Source organism: Flavobacterium solisilvae, from assembly GCF_012911605.1.
Lineage (GTDB): Bacteria > Bacteroidota > Bacteroidia > Flavobacteriales > Flavobacteriaceae > Flavobacterium > Flavobacterium solisilvae.
In genome coordinates this window covers 1-15,930 of sequence record NZ_JAAMPT010000204.1, presented here as the reverse complement: position 1 = coordinate 15,930, position 15,930 = coordinate 1, and the positions used below count along the sequence as shown (strand labels likewise).

Here is a 15,930-nt window from a genome sequence, read left to right as displayed (position 1 = left end):
CCATCAAAAATTATAAAATATGCTTTTCAGCATGATAAGATGAGCGAACCAAAGCACCACTTTCTACGTGACGGAAACCCATTACTTTCCCAATTTTTTCGTATTTTTCAAATTGTTCTGGCGTAATGAATTCTTTAACAGGTAAGTGTTTTTTACTTGGCTGTAAGTATTGACCAATAGTTACGATATCAACGTCGTTATCGCGTAAATCTTGCATCGTTTGGATAACTTCTTCTTCTTTTTCACCAAGACCAAGCATAATTCCCGATTTGGTTCTGCGAATTCCTTTTTCTTTCAAATATTTCAATACCGCCAAGCTTCGGTCATATTTTGCCTGAATACGAACTTCACGCGTTAAACGACGAACGGTTTCCATATTATGAGAAACAACTTCGGGATTGGCTTCTACAATTCGGTCAATAATTTTTTCATTGCCTTGAAAATCAGGTATAAGAGTTTCTAGAGTTGTTGTTGGGTTCATTCTACGAATAGCTTCCACGGTTTCTAACCAAATAATCGAACCCATATCTTTCAAATCATCGCGGTCAACACTAGTAATAACGGCGTGTTTAATCTTCATCAGCTTGATAGAACGGGCTACTTTTTCGGGTTCATCCCAATCTACAGTTTCTGGTCTTCCGGTTTTTACACCACAAAAGCCACACGAACGGGTACAAACATTCCCCAAAATCATAAAAGTAGCTGTTCCTTCACCCCAACATTCGCCCATATTTGGACAACTACCCGAAGTACAAATCGTGTTCAGCTTATATTTATCGACCAAACCACGAAGTTCAGTATATTTTTCTCCAATAGGAAGTTTTACTTTTAACCATTTTGGCTTGCCAATTGGCGGTTGTACGCTATTAATTATGTTTTCCATTTCAACTTTTTTAGCAAGGCAAAGATAGTAATAATGATTAAGGAATTTTAGTTAAAAGAGTGATAATACTGTCATCGGATAAAACTTAAAATAGTTTTTTTGTTTATGTCAAATGAACTTGGGTTAGCTGAATAGGTTGCTATTTTACAAAATTGCTGGTTTTCATACACTCTTCATACATTAAGTAGGGCGAAGCTATACTTAAGCCATACAGCAGTTGGGAGTTGGAAGATGTGATGACCCGTCCTAGAATAACTATACAGATTACTAAATAAATCCTATTATGGTTATACAAATATAATTCTTAATCCTAAAAATACTATACACTGTTTTTTTTATAATTAAAAGTTGTGTTATAATTCTTCCATCGTTTGTTTAATTTCTCTGATTTTGACCCGACCTAAATTAACTATACAGATTATTAAATAAATCCTATTATTGTTCTACTAAGTTATTCACTTTTTTGGTTTAATAGTTTTTCTAGGTAGGTTACTTTATCTTTCTCGGCTTGCAATAGGCGTTCGAAAAGTTTTTCTTTTTCGTCGTATAACTCAATAAATTTGTCCAAAGGATTGAAATTAGTGTAATTATTAGTAAAGATGTTATTACCACTATTATCTGAAAAAGTATTAAAATAATTGATTACAGATTCTTCTGAGAAATTTTTAATAGCCTCAGAGGTAACGCCTAATGCTTGATCTATCAGTAGAAGCTTATCTTCATCAATAGACTCGCTGTTTTCAATGTTTGAAATGGTTTGTTGGCTCACGCCCATTGCGATAGCTAATACTTCTTGTTTCATGTCACGAAGTTCACGGATGCGGCTGATGTTTCTGCCGATGTGTTTTGGTTTTGATGTTGTATTCACAACCCAAATATAGAAAAAAGTTTTTGATAGGATGTATGCCAATAGGGAAAAAGTGTAGTTAAAAAAGTATATATTTAATTAGTATTTTTGTTTATTATTTGTTATTGCTTAATTTCATTGGATTTTATTTTTACTAGGTATTCTATGATTGCTTTCAAAATTGTATCTTTACTTATAATTCCCAACTTGGCACCAAAATTAAGGTGTATGAATTCAGTTGTGAATTGCTTTCAAAATTGTATCTTTACTTATAATTCCCAACTTAATATCATAATTAAAACCACCATTGATGGTTGTGAATTGCTTTCAAAATTGTATCTTTACTTATAATTCCCAACTCTTCTTAATTTTGATAAAACTTTGCATTGTTGTGAATTGCTTTCAAAATTGTATCTTTACTTATAATTCCCAACCGTCATACCACCATTAGCGATGGTATTTCTGTTGTGAATTGCTTTCAAAATTGTATCTTTACTTATAATTCCCAACTGAAACTGCTATCACTTTTTTTTGTCATCAGTTGTGAATTGCTTTCAAAATTGTATCTTTACTTATAATTCCCAACTTTGGTTGATTAAACAGCATTTGTTGGGTAGTTGTGAATTGCTTTCAAAATTGTATCTTTACTTATAATTCCCAACAAAGAAGGCAAACAAGCCATCAGTGATTTCGTTGTGAATTGCTTTCAAAATTGTATCTTTACTTATAATTCCCAACTTTAACAAAATGGATGCCTGAGTATTTAGAGTTGTGAATTGCTTTCAAAATTGTATCTTTACTTATAATTCCCAACCTATGTTTTTCGATATATCCAACTTCTCCAGTTGTGAATTGCTTTCAAAATTGTATCTTTACTTATAATTCCCAACATCCGTAAAGCCATTTTGTACCGCTATTGCGTTGTGAATTGCTTTCAAAATTGTATCTTTACTTATAATTCCCAACTCAAGCATTTGACAACACAATGACAGGTCAGTTGTGAATTGCTTTCAAAATTGTATCTTTACTTATAATTCCCAACTTGGCATAAGCTTTGATAACATGCTCCGTAGTTGTGAATTGCTTTCAAAATTGTATCTTTACTTATAATTCCCAACCGTAAAAAAATTTACTTCTATTGAGGTTAAGTTGTGAATTGCTTTCAAAATTGTATCTTTACTTATAATTCCCAACTTTAAGCGGTGTGTAGTCATTACTGCTAACGTTGTGAATTGCTTTCAAAATTGTATCTTTACTTATAATTCCCAACTGGAGATAATGGAACACACGAAGACGCTACGTTGTGAATTGCTTTCAAAATTGTATCTTTACTTATAATTCCCAACACGATGGTAATTGAGAATAACAAATAAGTAGTTGTGAATTGCTTTCAAAATTGTATCTTTACTTATAATTCCCAACTCAAGCATTTGACAACACAATGACTGGACAGTTGTGAATTGCTTTCAAAATTGTATCTTTACTTATAATTCCCAACGCATGGAATGTTTTTGAGAATTCGTCACTAGTTGTGAATTGCTTTCAAAATTGTATCTTTACTTATAATTCCCAACAAGCATTCGAAAAATTGAATGCTGCAGAAGTTGTGAATTGCTTTCAAAATTGTATCTTTACTTATAATTCCCAACAAGAGATATTGATGGAGAAAACGCAAATAAGTTGTGAATTGCTTTCAAAATTGTATCTTTACTTATAATTCCCAACCTAAAAATAAAGCTGTGACTATCTGTAGCGTTGTGAATTGCTTTCAAAATTGTATCTTTACTTATAATTCCCAACGTTTTCCGGAACGTTCTAACTTATCGTATGTTGTGAATTGCTTTCAAAATTGTATCTTTACTTATAATTCCCAACTCGCGATCATGCGATATCAGCATTGCTGTTGTTGTGAATTGCTTTCAAAATTGTATCTTTACTTATAATTCCCAACTTTTTTCGGTTTCAACACTTTGCTCAATAAGTTGTGAATTGCTTTCAAAATTGTATCTTTACTTATAATTCCCAACATACTCAAAATAAAACCTTCCCATGCGCCAGTTGTGAATTGCTTTCAAAATTGTATCTTTACTTATAATTCCCAACTTTAGGTAACAGAGTAGATCTTGACGCTGGTTGTGAATTGCTTTCAAAATTGTATCTTTACTTATAATTCCCAACGTGATGGCGAATACTATCAAAGTACAACTAGTTGTGAATTGCTTTCAAAATTGTATCTTTACTTATAATTCCCAACAAACCGCTAGTGTTTAACACCATTCAAGGAGTTGTGAATTGCTTTCAAAATTGTATCTTTACTTATAATTCCCAACTAATTTCATCAAATAAACTAGGTAAGTTGTGTTGTGAATTGCTTTCAAAATTGTATCTTTACTTATAATTCCCAACAAAGCGGATACCATTGGTGGTGTTTAATTAGTTGTGAATTGCTTTCAAAATTGTATCTTTACTTATAATTCCCAACAAGGACTTATTGAAAGGTATGAAGTAGCAAGTTGTGAATTGCTTTCAAAATTGTATCTTTACTTATAATTCCCAACTTGTCAGGAGTGGGCGATTCACACGATGCGTTGTGAATTGCTTTCAAAATTGTATCTTTACTTATAATTCCCAACGCGAGTCGGGTGTTGGTATAGGTAAGAATTGTTGTGAATTGCTTTCAAAATTGTATCTTTACTTATAATTCCCAACGATGAAATCGAAGCCGAGCGCATTCGATTAGTTGTGAATTGCTTTCAAAATTGTATCTTTACTTATAATTCCCAACTTGTTTGAAAATATATATGTTGGTTTTAAAGTTGTGAATTGCTTTCAAAATTGTATCTTTACTTATAATTCCCAACACGCCAAATTATGACAATCGCTTATGTTAAGTTGTGAATTGCTTTCAAAATTGTATCTTTACTTATAATTCCCAACATCAAATAATTTCGCTTGTCCTTGTTGCTAGTTGTGAATTGCTTTCAAAATTGTATCTTTACTTATAATTCCCAACGTATCAGTGGTTAACTAATTGAAATGTTGGGAGTTGTGAGTGGAGTTAGAAATAGGATTTTGTTTCTGGTTATTGATAGGTTTTCTTTGTGAGAAGGTTTTTTTAATCCTACTGTTGTTTTAAAACAATTCGAGCTGTTGCGAAGGTTTGTCTGTTTCTACTGGTTTTTTTCCATAAAAAAGTTCCATCATTCCAAATTGTTTGTCGGTGATTTGCATTACTCCTATTTTCCCATGTTCTGGTAGGCTGTTTTTGATTCGTTTTGTATGTACTTCGGCATTTTCTCGGCTGGCGCAGAAGCGCATGTATATTGAAAATTGGAACATGCTGAAGCCATCGTCTAATAGTCGCTTTCTAAAAGCGGTTGCTATTTTACGATCCTTTCGGGTTTCGGTTGGTAAATCAAAAAATACTAATATCCACAAACTCCTATATTGATTTAATCGAGTATAATTCTCATCATACATAATTTTATAAACATATTAAATTCAATCCCTCAATCTTGTCATTCCGTAGGAATCTCTTTTATCATTCCCAACGTCACTTCGAGTATCCCGATTTTTTTCAATCGGGATGTATCGAGAAGTAAAAATTCCGCTCTCAAAAAACAGGATACAAAATCTTCCTCGAACGGCCTTCAAAACATTCAAAAAGCGAATTTGTAGTTCTACTCATTGCTACTAGTAGCGGACTACTTTTTCCATCAATTTTAACATCAATAGATGCAATACTCAATAATTCCTTCTTGATGTTAACCGTTAATTCCTCAATAGTATCTTCCGTTTCTATTATATGACATACAATCAAATCAACATACGGTCGATACGGTTCCATAATATCATCTGCCAGGCAATAGGCATTGTATTTATTGCGATGGAAAATGCCAAGTGTGGGCAACATACCACTGCTAACAATAGCTCGGGCAGTAATTCCTCTAAGGATTGCATAACCATAATTCAACAAATTATTAGGAGGCAAACCCTTTTTTCCACGTGTAAAACCTTCTAAGTTGAATAGTTTTTCCCAATAGTAAACTGCTGCTCGGGCTTCGTGGTTTAATGTATCGCCTGAGGTTACTTCTTTTGCCCAAAGTTCCATTTTTCGCATTGGTATGCCTTTTTCTTTCAATAACCCTGCTTGGTTGGTTATTTTTGCACTAACCGTTTGTTGCCACAAGTTTTTCTTTAATGGGAGCGAAGCTTCAATCTGATGTCTATACCGTTCCGTCTGTTCCGTGTGTCCACTCAACGGCATCAATAACCCAATGGGCATGTGGTATTGGTCACAATTAATTAATGCCACATTATTGTTGGTTAATTTCTCAAGCAATCCATTAGTAATTGTGATTTGCTGATTTTCTAAAACGATAACCCCAATATCTTCAATAGGCACTGTTTTAGTTTCCTGTTCTTTATCAGGATAACTCACCACCAATTGCTCATTTTTTGTACTCAAATAAGCAGGATTACCGAAGAAAAGGGTTCGTTTTATCATTTTTTTGGTTTACGCTTTTAAGATGTTACCTAATCTATCCACTTTCAATTTCCAACAAATAGATTTAATTTGTTCTCTATCAAAAGTATTTTGGCTTTTGGTTTTGTTCTCCGATCCTAATCCAACTTCATTAAAAAGCGGTTTTGTTTTTTTGACAATTCCTTTTTTTGTTTCATTTGATTCTTCCCAGAATAATAAATTGTCTTTAATTTTTTTATGTTCTTCTGCTTTGATATCAATAATTGGATTTGCAATATTTGTAGGTACAAAATTCATCGTACTACCACTTCCATCCGTAAATTTATAAATCCTATTCATTTGCTCTTTTTTCATTTTTGAAAAATCAACCAAATTCGGATTTTCTATTTCTTCTTCTGTTGGTACATATACCAAATCACTTGGGTTGAGTACAAAAATTAATTTGTATTCAGAGTTTTCAGGATGTGTAGCAGAACAAGGTTCTAAACCTTGTTTTAAACTTTCAACAGTTTCTCTTAAAGTTGGAATGTAATATTTTCTATCTTTTCCGTTTTGGTAAAAACCACAGAATGCATTGCTTCCTGCTGCTGTAACAACATATTTTGTGCTTTTTTGCCCTTCTTCTGAAACAGAAAACTTAGTTCCCATTGCATCGCTTGTTCTTACTTTGTAAATGGGATGATGAAACTTACCATTATTTAACTCGGTAATGTTTTTGTTTAGTTCTTTAATACCATCTGATGAGAATGCATTTTCAGTATCAAATTTTGTCTTTCCGTCAATAACTTCCTTGTATTTATCCAAATGGTTTTCCAAAATCCTTTGTATCCCTGTATCTGTAATAGATTGAATTGCTTTGATTATTTTATCCGAAGGTATTGATGCAAAAGATTCTAATTCATTTCCAAAACGAGTTGCTACATATTTTTCGTAAACATTTACTTTAGGATATTTTATTTTTAATGCTTCAATGATTTTTTGTGTTGATGTACCTTCATTTTGTATTAAATTTTCTATTTCTTTAGTTATGGCAGCATCAACTAAATCAAATTTTTCAATTAGTGCCTTTTCAAGACTAATTGTAATAATCCTATTTTGCAATTTCACTTTTCCATAAAAAGTATCTTCGTGAAGTCGCTTTCTCACATTATAATTGACAACTTCTTTCAATCCTTCTTGTGTTTCGATTTTTATCTTACCGTCTATTGGTTTTAAATACTTATTCCATCTTTGACGAATAACACGATTTTTTTGTTTAAAACTTGCAATGGTATTTTCGAGTGCTTTTTGAGCTATGTCCTTAAATACTTTACTTTTCGTCTCGCCAAATTGATATTCAAACACATCAATTCCGTCTTTATTTTTTATTTGTGCAGGTGGTAAAAAGTACCATTCTTTTTCATCATTAAAACCTTTGCGTGAGTTTGTTAGTTGAAATTTTATTCCTTTTCTTGTCTTTAACTTTTCTTCATCATTTTCTTCTTGTGATGAAATGTTATTTAGATATTGAACGTGATTTTCTGTTGTTAGTGCAATTATCAATGCATCTAAAGCGTGATGACGATGGTCTATTCTTTTCGGATCAAAATTTTTGTTGGCTTCTTCTGGAACAGTGTTGATGAAAACTTGGTGTCCATTTATTTCTCTGTAATCTCCAAACAAATTTGAGTTGGTTAATTCATTCAGTCGTTTAAATCTTGGAGAAATAATTTCATTCCAAGCATCATTTAATTGCCAATGTCTTTTTAATGTCGATGTAATTGTGCCGTTTGTTGCCAAAACATTTTTTGAGCGATAATTATCATCATCGTTCTCTTCTCTAACAATATTGCTCAACAGCTTCATAGCCATTTTAGAGATGTATTGGCTGTTGTTTAATTGGCTATTAGTAAATTCTTCCGGTATTTCTTTGCTTAATAGAATATCTCTTTTTCTACCTGTAAAATTGCTTTTTACTAATTCTTCATAACTGTCAATACTCAGTATTTCTACTTGGGCATCGTGAGCAGAACAAAAAACACTTTTGGATTTTGCGTTTGCAATAAAAGCATAACCGGTAAACGCTTTTTTCGCTCCATTGATTTCCGTTTCACAAATGACTTTGTTGTAAAGAGCATTTAGCGTGATGCGTTCTTGTGGAAATACGTGTTCGATCTCATATTTTTTTCGGTCAAACAGATCAGATAATTTGATAAACTTTCCAGTGTAAGGCGATTGATATCTCTGGTCGAGCCAAAGTTTGTATCGTTCGAAATCACTTCTACTAATTTTAGAAAGTTCTTTTGACGTGATATCTTTGATTTCTTTTTTTGTGATTTTACCATTAGATAATTTATATTCCGTAGTATCTTTATCGTACTCGATGGAAGATAAAAGCCCTTCTTCTAATATCCTTAATTTTTCTTGTTGGAAAGGCGATTTTTCTTGTAGTGAACTGTTTGATTTTTTCAACTCTCGTAGCAGTTCAACAATTCGCTCATTGGCTTTCCTGTTTTCTTTGTTATTCTTATCGTCTTTTTCTTTTTGTTTGTTGTTCTTCTTCATTTCCCGACCTAATTCTATATGAATTCTGTCAAATAATTTGTTGTAAATAACTCGTCCTTCTTCATCAGTTCCGATTTCTTCACCATAATATTTCCAAATATCTTTAACAACGTGTAGTGTTTCTACTAAAATCTTTTCTACAGTTGGATTGTTTAAAGAATGTTGTCTGAATTCATTTTTTAAATAATTCTCAATGTCGTAAGGCGACTGCCAAAACTGCACTTCTCCAACTTCGGAATAGCGACCATACACCAAATAACAAGCACTCGAAACCCAAAGACCTTGAAAATCTTTCAACTCTCCATTAATTTCTTCTTTATCTAAAACCTTTTGCTTTACTTCTTGATTTGCTTTTGATAAAATGGCTTCAACATCTTTTTCATTCCAATATTTTCCAAGTCTTAAAAACGGCAACATCTTTTTGATTGCTTTTTCGGAATAAGTGCCATAATCATTGGTGTATCCTCCGAAAGAACTAAAGTTTCTTACTAAATCGGCGTGAAATTCTTTTGACAAGCCTGACTTATCTAATAAACGACTAAAAATGTTACTTAAGCCTTTAGTAAATTCATCTTTTTTCTTTACAGAATAAAAGAAATGCCAAAGACTGTATTCATTTTCGGGTGTTAAGAATGCTCTGTAATCGAAACCTTTAATTCGTTTTGTCCTTAGTATAAAGTTATATCTCGTTGGGTTGCAAGGTTCTTTTTCAGAGGCAAAATTCCATTTGTAGTTTCCAGAATTAATTTCTAATTCTTTGTGTTTTATGTTTAGAAAATCTAGTATGTTTTTTTCTGTAACATTTTCTTTGTCATTCAAAAAATTGTATAACTCTTCTTTAATATTGTTTGTTAGTAATTGAGAAGTTACATCAATATTTAACTCTCCTGAACCATCTTCTTTCTTGATAATTTTAAGTCTTTTGATAAACTGCCAAAGCCTAAACTCTTGATACAACGGATTGGCTTTATGTATTGCTTTTAATGGATTTTTATATTTCTTTCCAGTTTTTTCATCTGTACGTTCATAGTTCTCTTTCTCGTAAACACAATCTGCAATCAAAGATTTTTTAGACTTCAAATCTCTTTGATACAATAAAATGTCTTCCTTAATCAAGTGATTAAAATCTAATTCCTTAATTGTATTCTGATGACTATTATTGTTTGGGTACAAAAGCTGAATAGCTTGTTCGTAGAGACTTCGGTTCTTTAATTCAGGATGAAATTGTTCCTGATTTTTATAAATAATATCCAACTCTTCCCTATAGTAATCTCTTTCAATAACAGTAATTAAATCAGCTTTAATTTTTTGTTTTGGGTTTTGTAAAAGATTATAATAGACAAAAGAAGCAATGCCTTTGGTTTTGTTTTTTGTGTTGAAAGAAGTTAATGAAGTTTCTGTTTTTAGTTTCATTAAAGTCCAATCTTCTTCCTTTGGAATATTGATATTTCTACCTTTATCCGCACCTTTCAATATTCTATTGCCACTTTCATCATATTTTGTTTTAATGATGAAATCTCGCTTTGTATCTTTCCATTTTGGTGTAAACTTGCTTTGTTGCTCTTTAATCCAACCTGTTTCCAATTCAATTTCAAAAACAAAGTTTTCTTTTATTTTTCTTCCCGTATTTCTAACATCTGTAATTAAGAACTCACGAACTTCATTAATTATATATTCTGTTTTTTTAGAATCAATTGTACCTTCATCATCATACTTTGATACAATTTCAACTTCTTTTAAATCTCCAATTTCTGTAATTGGAATTTTTGTTTCTTCCTTGTATCTAAAAAGCTCAATTGCATCATTATTGTTATCTACCAAAATAATTTCATAAGCATCTTCATTTTCAATTTTATTAATGCTTTGTACTTTACCAACAAACGAATCGGTCAACTCTCCTTCTTTTTGCACTTTTTCATCCTGTCCGATTACTTTTTCATAACCTCTTTTTTGATTAAAACTTAAAGTAATCCAAGCCAATTGTTCTTTTGTAAGTTCAAAATCTTTGTCAGTAACTGCTTTGTGTCTTAAATAATACAAAGTCCAATCGTAAGGAATTTTGGTTTGATTTCCATTTTTTTTTTGATAGAACATTTCAGGATATTTTTTCCTAAAATCATTTTCCATTTGATGATAAGCATCTTTAAATAGAAATTGAAACTTTCCATTGTCATCTTTGTAATAAGCTAATTTCTGTTCAGTACCTTTATTAAATTTCCCACTACGTTTTCCTTTTGCATTTTCAAATTCAATCGATAATTTGTAATGTTCAGGAAGAGCATTTAATAAATTTAAAACACAATGAAGTCTATCTCTCCTCAACAAATATCTTTCATTAAGTTTTCTTGGAGAACGAAGAGTAGTTCTTTTAGCTGCTCCACTTTCGGTCTTAGCACCACTTTCAAACTTCGCTATTTCAGCAGCATCCATTGTTAAAATACGAGAACCTAATCCTAATATTCTCACTATTCTATTTTCATGATCGATTTCTATTAATGCCCAACCTATTGAGTTGGTTCCGAGATCAAGTCCTAATATTTTCTTCATCGCTTAAAATTTAATTTATAAAAATAATAAAAAATAAATTAAGCATTTTACGGAAAACCGTAATACAACCATAAAAATAATTCCGTATAATTGCAGTACAATTTTGAAGCAATTCACAATAAGGATTATTCCGTTGTGAAAACATTTAAAGCGGCACTAATACTGTCGCTTTTTTTATTTTCCCTTTAAATGTTTCACGAATTCCAAAAAAAACAATAAAAAAGCATGAGCTAAAACATTTAAAGCGGCACTAATACTGTCGCTTTTTTTATGCTTAATTATTTTTTAACGAACAATAAAAATTGCCTTTTATTTGAATACCGTTTTTTCTCATTTTCAAAAGCTCTAGAGTGCGGTTAAAGTGCCATATACTTGCGGTATGATTGCCACAGTATTGCCACAAACCTATTTTTATTGCGGTAAAATCATAATTTAGCAAGCAAAATGCTAAGCGATAAAATATTTTTTAAGAGAAATATGTAATAAAAAAAAGCTTTTTCCGTCTGATACTAAAATCCCGAAGTATGAAAAATATAGTATTCCTTTTAGTGATGTTTTCGTTTTTGTCAAATGCGCAATCCCAACGAGATTTATACAACAACAGCATCAAAGCCTATGAAGCAAAAAACTATTCGGAGTTTCTACAACTAACCAAACAATTGGATAGCATTCGCCCAATGCATCCAACGTTTACCTATAATCTAGCAATAGCTTATGCTTTAAATCAGCAAACTGATAATGCAGTTTTGCAGCTAAAAAAAGCAATTCTAATGAATGCAAAAACGGCTTTTGAAGACGATACCGATTTTCAAAGCATAAAAGAAACCGAAGCATTCAAATCCTTATCAGCATTCAAACAAAAACAGTTAGACGTTGTAGCGACTTCCCAAAAAGTAATTACGTTGTCCGAAAAAGCATTGCATCCCGAAAGTGTTTTGTATTTGTCAAAAGCCAAAACATGGTTGGCTTCCAGCATACGAAAAAGAAAAATAGTTTCATTTGACGAAAAAACAGGAAATTGTACCGATTGGTTGACAACCGAAAACATCTTAGCTGTTTTTGCCCTAAAACCCGATGCCAAAGAAGAATTCCTTTGGGTGGCTACATGTGCAGTTCCCGAAATGGAAAACTACAGCGAAACACTAAAAGGCAAAGCCGAAATTTTAAAGGTCAACATAAAAACAAAGAAAATCATCAAGCGATATTCTCTGGAAGGAAATCACGTTTTTGGCGATATTTATGTAACCAAAAACAACAAAGTTTTTATTTCCGATAGTGATAAACCCATTATTTACACCATCAAAAATGATGAACTAGCCGTTTGGTTGTCATTAGAAAATACCGCTTTCAATCTGCAAGGCATTACAATGAATAGGGAAGAAGACATGCTGTTTATTGCCGATTATCTTAAAGGTATTGCCGCTATCAAAACAGCCAATAAAGAAGTAAGTTGGTTGAATTTCCCCAAAGACGCAACACCAAAAGGAATTGACGGTTTGGTCTATGCCAAAAACAGTTTGTTTGCCGTTCAAAATGGCGTTTCACCTATCAGAATTACACAATTGAAACTCAATTCTTCTCATACCGAAATCACCGATTTTAAAATAGTAGACAACAACCGACCAGAGTTTGACGAACCAGCATTATTAACTTTAGTAAAAGACAAGCTCTACTTTTTTGCCAATTCGCCTTGGAAAGCTTATGATAAAAATGGTGTTTTAGACGAAAGTAAAGTGACTAATCCTGAGTTGTTTTTCTTGAAGCAATAACTAAAACATTATTTCTTTGCTACCTTTTTAAATCGCATCATCGGAACATCATCCATTAGTAAAAGAAGTTTTCCATCGCTATCAATAACAGGTTTGCTTACTTTTTTTAGCATACCAAAAAAAGCTTCTTCGCCACCGCCATCGCAGTATCGCATCGTTCGAGTGGTTTCACCAAATTGGAAGATATTATTGTTAAACGTAAAACTTCCTGTGTAAGCATTACAACTAGAGTTTCCGCCATAAGTCATTTCCTTTTCGTTCAAAATTAGTGTTGGTTTAACCTCTGGATACAATCCTTCAAAAGCAATACGAGTTCCTGATAAATATTCTAATTCCCATGTAGTATCAAAGAATGAAGTTGATGCCTTTTTATCGTCAGCCTTTTTTTGAGTACAACAACTTGAGAATAAAAACAACCCAAATAATAACATTGCTACAATTGTTTTTTTCATAATGATAAGGTTTTTTAAAGCACTAATTTACGAGTTTTAAAGATTGAATACAGGTTTAATATCAATTATTTCAATAAAGCTATAAATACAAACCTTACCTTTGTTAAACTATTTTTGATAGGAAATATGTATTTTTGGACAACTTAAATTTTGACAATGAAAATCGTTATATCGCCAGCCAAATCGCTAAATTTTGAGAAAGAACTTCCAACAAATCGTTTTTCTGAACCTAAGTTTCTAAAAGAAGCCACGACCATTCAAAAAACATTGAAGAAGAAAAAGCCAAAACAATTGATGGCGTTAATGGATATTTCAGATAAATTGGCTGAACTCAATTGGCAACGCAATCAAGATTGGCAAACACCTTTTACTACAGAAAATGCACGTCCGGCAGTTTATGTTTTTGATGGTGATGTATATCAAGGTTTGGATGTTTACACTTTGTCCGAAGACAAATTAGACGTTTTACAGAACAAACTTTTGATTTTATCAGGATTGTATGGATTATTGCAACCACTTGATTTAATGCAGCCATATCGCTTAGAAATGGGGACTTCTTTACCAATTGGTAGAAACAAAAACTTATATGAGTTTTGGAAAAAGACAATTACCAAACAGTTGAATTCAGAATTGCAAAAAGATGAATTGTTTATCAATTTAGCAAGTACAGAATATTTTAGCGCTGTTGATGCTAAAGCTTTGAAAGTTCCAGTTATTACACCCGAATTCAAAGACTACAAAGATGGAAAACTCAAAATGATTAGTTTTTTTGCCAAGAAAGCTAGAGGTTTAATGGTTCGTTACATTATTGATACCAATGCTGAAACCATAGATGATTTAAAAGCATTTAACTATGAAGGTTATGCTTTTGATGAAAGTTTAAGTAGCGGAAACAAACTGGTTTTCACTCGATAAATTAAGTGTGTAAGTATTCTTGGTATTCTCTAATAGTTTCTTGAGTTGCTTTTCTTTGATCACGAGCTAATTCTCGCATGGCTTCAACGCCTTTTTTGGCGCAACGTTTTACTTTGTACAATCGGGTAGAGAAGTGGTTTAGTTTTTCGATATCTTCGGGCGAAAGCTTTTGGGATAATTCGTTAACAAACGAGTTGAACTCCGAAATAACAACTTTGTTTTGTTCGTACTCTTCTTTTAAATCATCGAGAAATTCGTGTATCTCTTTACTGATATCGTTACTAATGTCTTCGCTTTTCTTGCAAAGCGCTTCAATAACTTTTCTTTCATGATTGTTGAAAATCCCCATAATGTGCGAGTTTAATTGGTAATTTGCTATAAATCAATCAAATATAGTTAAATAAAATGTATTGATGTATATATTGTTAATAAGTTGTTATGCAGTAGCGAAACTAAGCTCTAAAATTGGGAGTAAAGTAAAGAAAAGATGATGTTTGGGTTAAATAATGGGATATAGATAAAATCTATATAGATTATTTAAAAATTTAATTATCAGTAAATTAAACACTATTTATTAAAGTAATAGATTAAATTTTTATTTCCAAATTATAACATAACTTTGTTAACCTATAGTGTGGCTAAATGGATATGAACTAGTCTTTATTAAGCCAGTTTTTGAGTATGGTTTTACCAAATGGTGTCAAAATACTTTCGGGATGAAACTGAATTCCTTTTACGTCAAATTCAACATGGCGAAGCGACATAATTCTGTTATCGCTATCAGCAGAAGTTACTACTATTTCCTCTGAAATAGTTTCAGGATTAACCACCCAAGAATGGTAATGACCAACTTCAATTTCATTGGGTAAACCGGTAAATAATGTTTCGGTTTTATCTAAAATAGTTACTTTAGATGAAATTCCGTGAAGTGTTGATTTTAAATTTATTAATTCGGAATTAAAGACTTCTGCAATGGCTTGATGACCTAGACAAACGCCAAGAATACTTTTGGTTGGTGCAAAGGTTTTAATTACTTCTTTTAGCAATCCAGCTTCATCGGGAATTCCTGGTCCAGGCGAAAGGATGATTTTATCAAAAGCTTCAATTTCTTGCAACTCAAACTCATCGTTTCTAAAAACCGTAACTGCTGCATTCAAATCTTCAAGATAATGAACGAGATTGAATGTAAAACTGTCGTAGTTGTCGATGATTAGAACCTTTTGCATTTTCATTTTATTTACTGCAAAGATTAGTTATTTTTTTAGCATAAAAAAACCTCGAATTTCTTCGAGGTTTATTTTTCATAGCAATTCTTCTTTTCTTAGTATTAGAACTGTAAGTTTACAGTTAAATCAAACTCATCGTTGATAACGTCAGACTGTGAAAAAACCTCCACAATCCTAGTACCAAATATAGTAAAATATTTGTAAGAAAAAGATAAATTCATTATTTTTAGTGATGCAACATATACAAGGAATAGCTCGCAA

The 15,930-nt window shown here is 31.9% G+C and carries 10 protein-coding genes and 1 CRISPR repeat array; of the genes, 2 read left to right on the top strand and 8 right to left on the bottom strand.

Annotated features, from left to right (window positions below):
- Window positions 1-10 precede the first annotated feature (10 nt).
- The 5 genes from lipA to cas9 form a co-directional block, all read right to left on the bottom strand.
- The gene (lipA, locus tag G6042_RS06090) at window positions 11-883 is read right to left on the bottom strand and encodes a lipoyl synthase (protein WP_169523418.1); all 873 of its coding nucleotides are present in this window, start codon (window positions 881-883) and stop codon (window positions 11-13) included.
- 451 nt (window positions 884-1,334) lie between these two features.
- Window positions 1,335-1,751, bottom strand: a complete 417-nt coding sequence (locus G6042_RS06085) for a helix-turn-helix domain-containing protein (protein ID WP_169523533.1) — start codon at window positions 1,749-1,751, stop codon at window positions 1,335-1,337.
- Window positions 1,752-1,891: 140 nt separating this feature from the next.
- A CRISPR array of direct repeats spans window positions 1,892-4,743; the repeat unit is 46 nt; unit sequence GTTGTGAATTGCTTTCAAAATTGTATCTTTACTTATAATTCCCAAC.
- Between the two features lie 119 nt (window positions 4,744-4,862).
- Entirely contained in the window at window positions 4,863-5,210 is a 348-nt protein-coding gene (gene cas2, locus G6042_RS06080) for a CRISPR-associated endonuclease Cas2 (protein WP_169523417.1), read from the bottom strand.
- A 133-nt stretch (window positions 5,211-5,343) separates the two neighbouring features.
- Window positions 5,344-6,237 (bottom strand): type II CRISPR-associated endonuclease Cas1, encoded by an 894-nt coding sequence (cas1, locus tag G6042_RS06075; protein ID WP_169523416.1) that lies wholly within the window; start codon window positions 6,235-6,237, stop codon window positions 5,344-5,346.
- 9 nt (window positions 6,238-6,246) lie between these two features.
- The gene (gene cas9, locus G6042_RS06070) at window positions 6,247-11,307 is read right to left on the bottom strand and encodes a type II CRISPR RNA-guided endonuclease Cas9 (RefSeq protein ID WP_169523415.1); all 5,061 of its coding nucleotides are present in this window, start codon (window positions 11,305-11,307) and stop codon (window positions 6,247-6,249) included.
- 524 nt (window positions 11,308-11,831) lie between these two features.
- Between cas9 and G6042_RS06065 the strand changes: the two genes are divergently transcribed.
- Window positions 11,832-13,076: a tetratricopeptide repeat protein gene (locus tag G6042_RS06065; RefSeq protein WP_169523414.1), complete on the top strand. Its 1,245-nt coding sequence runs from the start codon at window positions 11,832-11,834 to the stop codon at window positions 13,074-13,076.
- A gap of 8 nt (window positions 13,077-13,084) precedes the next feature.
- On the opposite strand, the gene G6042_RS06060 is transcribed toward G6042_RS06065, so the two are convergent.
- A complete protein-coding gene (locus tag G6042_RS06060) occupies window positions 13,085-13,528 on the bottom strand; it encodes an META domain-containing protein (protein ID WP_169523413.1) in 444 nt (147 codons plus the stop codon).
- 156 nt (window positions 13,529-13,684) lie between these two features.
- Here G6042_RS06060 and yaaA point away from each other — a divergent pair, with 156 nt between their 5' ends.
- Window positions 13,685-14,443 carry a peroxide stress protein YaaA gene (gene yaaA / locus G6042_RS06055; RefSeq protein WP_169523412.1) on the top strand — a complete coding sequence of 253 codons (759 nt, stop codon included), beginning with the start codon at window positions 13,685-13,687 and terminating at the stop codon, window positions 14,441-14,443.
- Window position 14,444: 1 nt separating this feature from the next.
- Here yaaA and G6042_RS06050 read toward each other — a convergent pair whose 3' ends face one another.
- Window positions 14,445-14,792: a hypothetical protein gene (locus G6042_RS06050; RefSeq protein ID WP_169523411.1), complete on the bottom strand. Its 348-nt coding sequence runs from the start codon at window positions 14,790-14,792 to the stop codon at window positions 14,445-14,447.
- 304 nt (window positions 14,793-15,096) lie between these two features.
- Window positions 15,097-15,669, bottom strand: coding sequence for an anthranilate synthase component II (locus G6042_RS06045; RefSeq protein WP_169523410.1), 573 nt, complete (start codon window positions 15,667-15,669; stop codon window positions 15,097-15,099).
- Window positions 15,670-15,930 lie beyond the last annotated feature (261 nt).

Coding starts and splice junctions, on each gene's coding strand:
- lipA (WP_169523418.1), bottom strand. CDS start 883: ATGGAAAACATAATTAATAGCGTACAACCGCCAATTGGCAAGCCAAAA.
- cas2 (WP_169523417.1), bottom strand. CDS start 5,210: ATGTATGATGAGAATTATACTCGATTAAATCAATATAGGAGTTTGTGG.
- cas1 (WP_169523416.1), bottom strand. CDS start 6,237: ATGATAAAACGAACCCTTTTCTTCGGTAATCCTGCTTATTTGAGTACA.
- cas9 (WP_169523415.1), bottom strand. CDS start 11,307: ATGAAGAAAATATTAGGACTTGATCTCGGAACCAACTCAATAGGTTGG.
- G6042_RS06065 (WP_169523414.1), top strand. CDS start 11,832: ATGAAAAATATAGTATTCCTTTTAGTGATGTTTTCGTTTTTGTCAAAT.
- G6042_RS06060 (WP_169523413.1), bottom strand. CDS start 13,528: ATGAAAAAAACAATTGTAGCAATGTTATTATTTGGGTTGTTTTTATTC.
- yaaA (WP_169523412.1), top strand. CDS start 13,685: ATGAAAATCGTTATATCGCCAGCCAAATCGCTAAATTTTGAGAAAGAA.
- G6042_RS06050 (WP_169523411.1), bottom strand. CDS start 14,792: ATGGGGATTTTCAACAATCATGAAAGAAAAGTTATTGAAGCGCTTTGC.
- G6042_RS06045 (WP_169523410.1), bottom strand. CDS start 15,669: ATGCAAAAGGTTCTAATCATCGACAACTACGACAGTTTTACATTCAAT.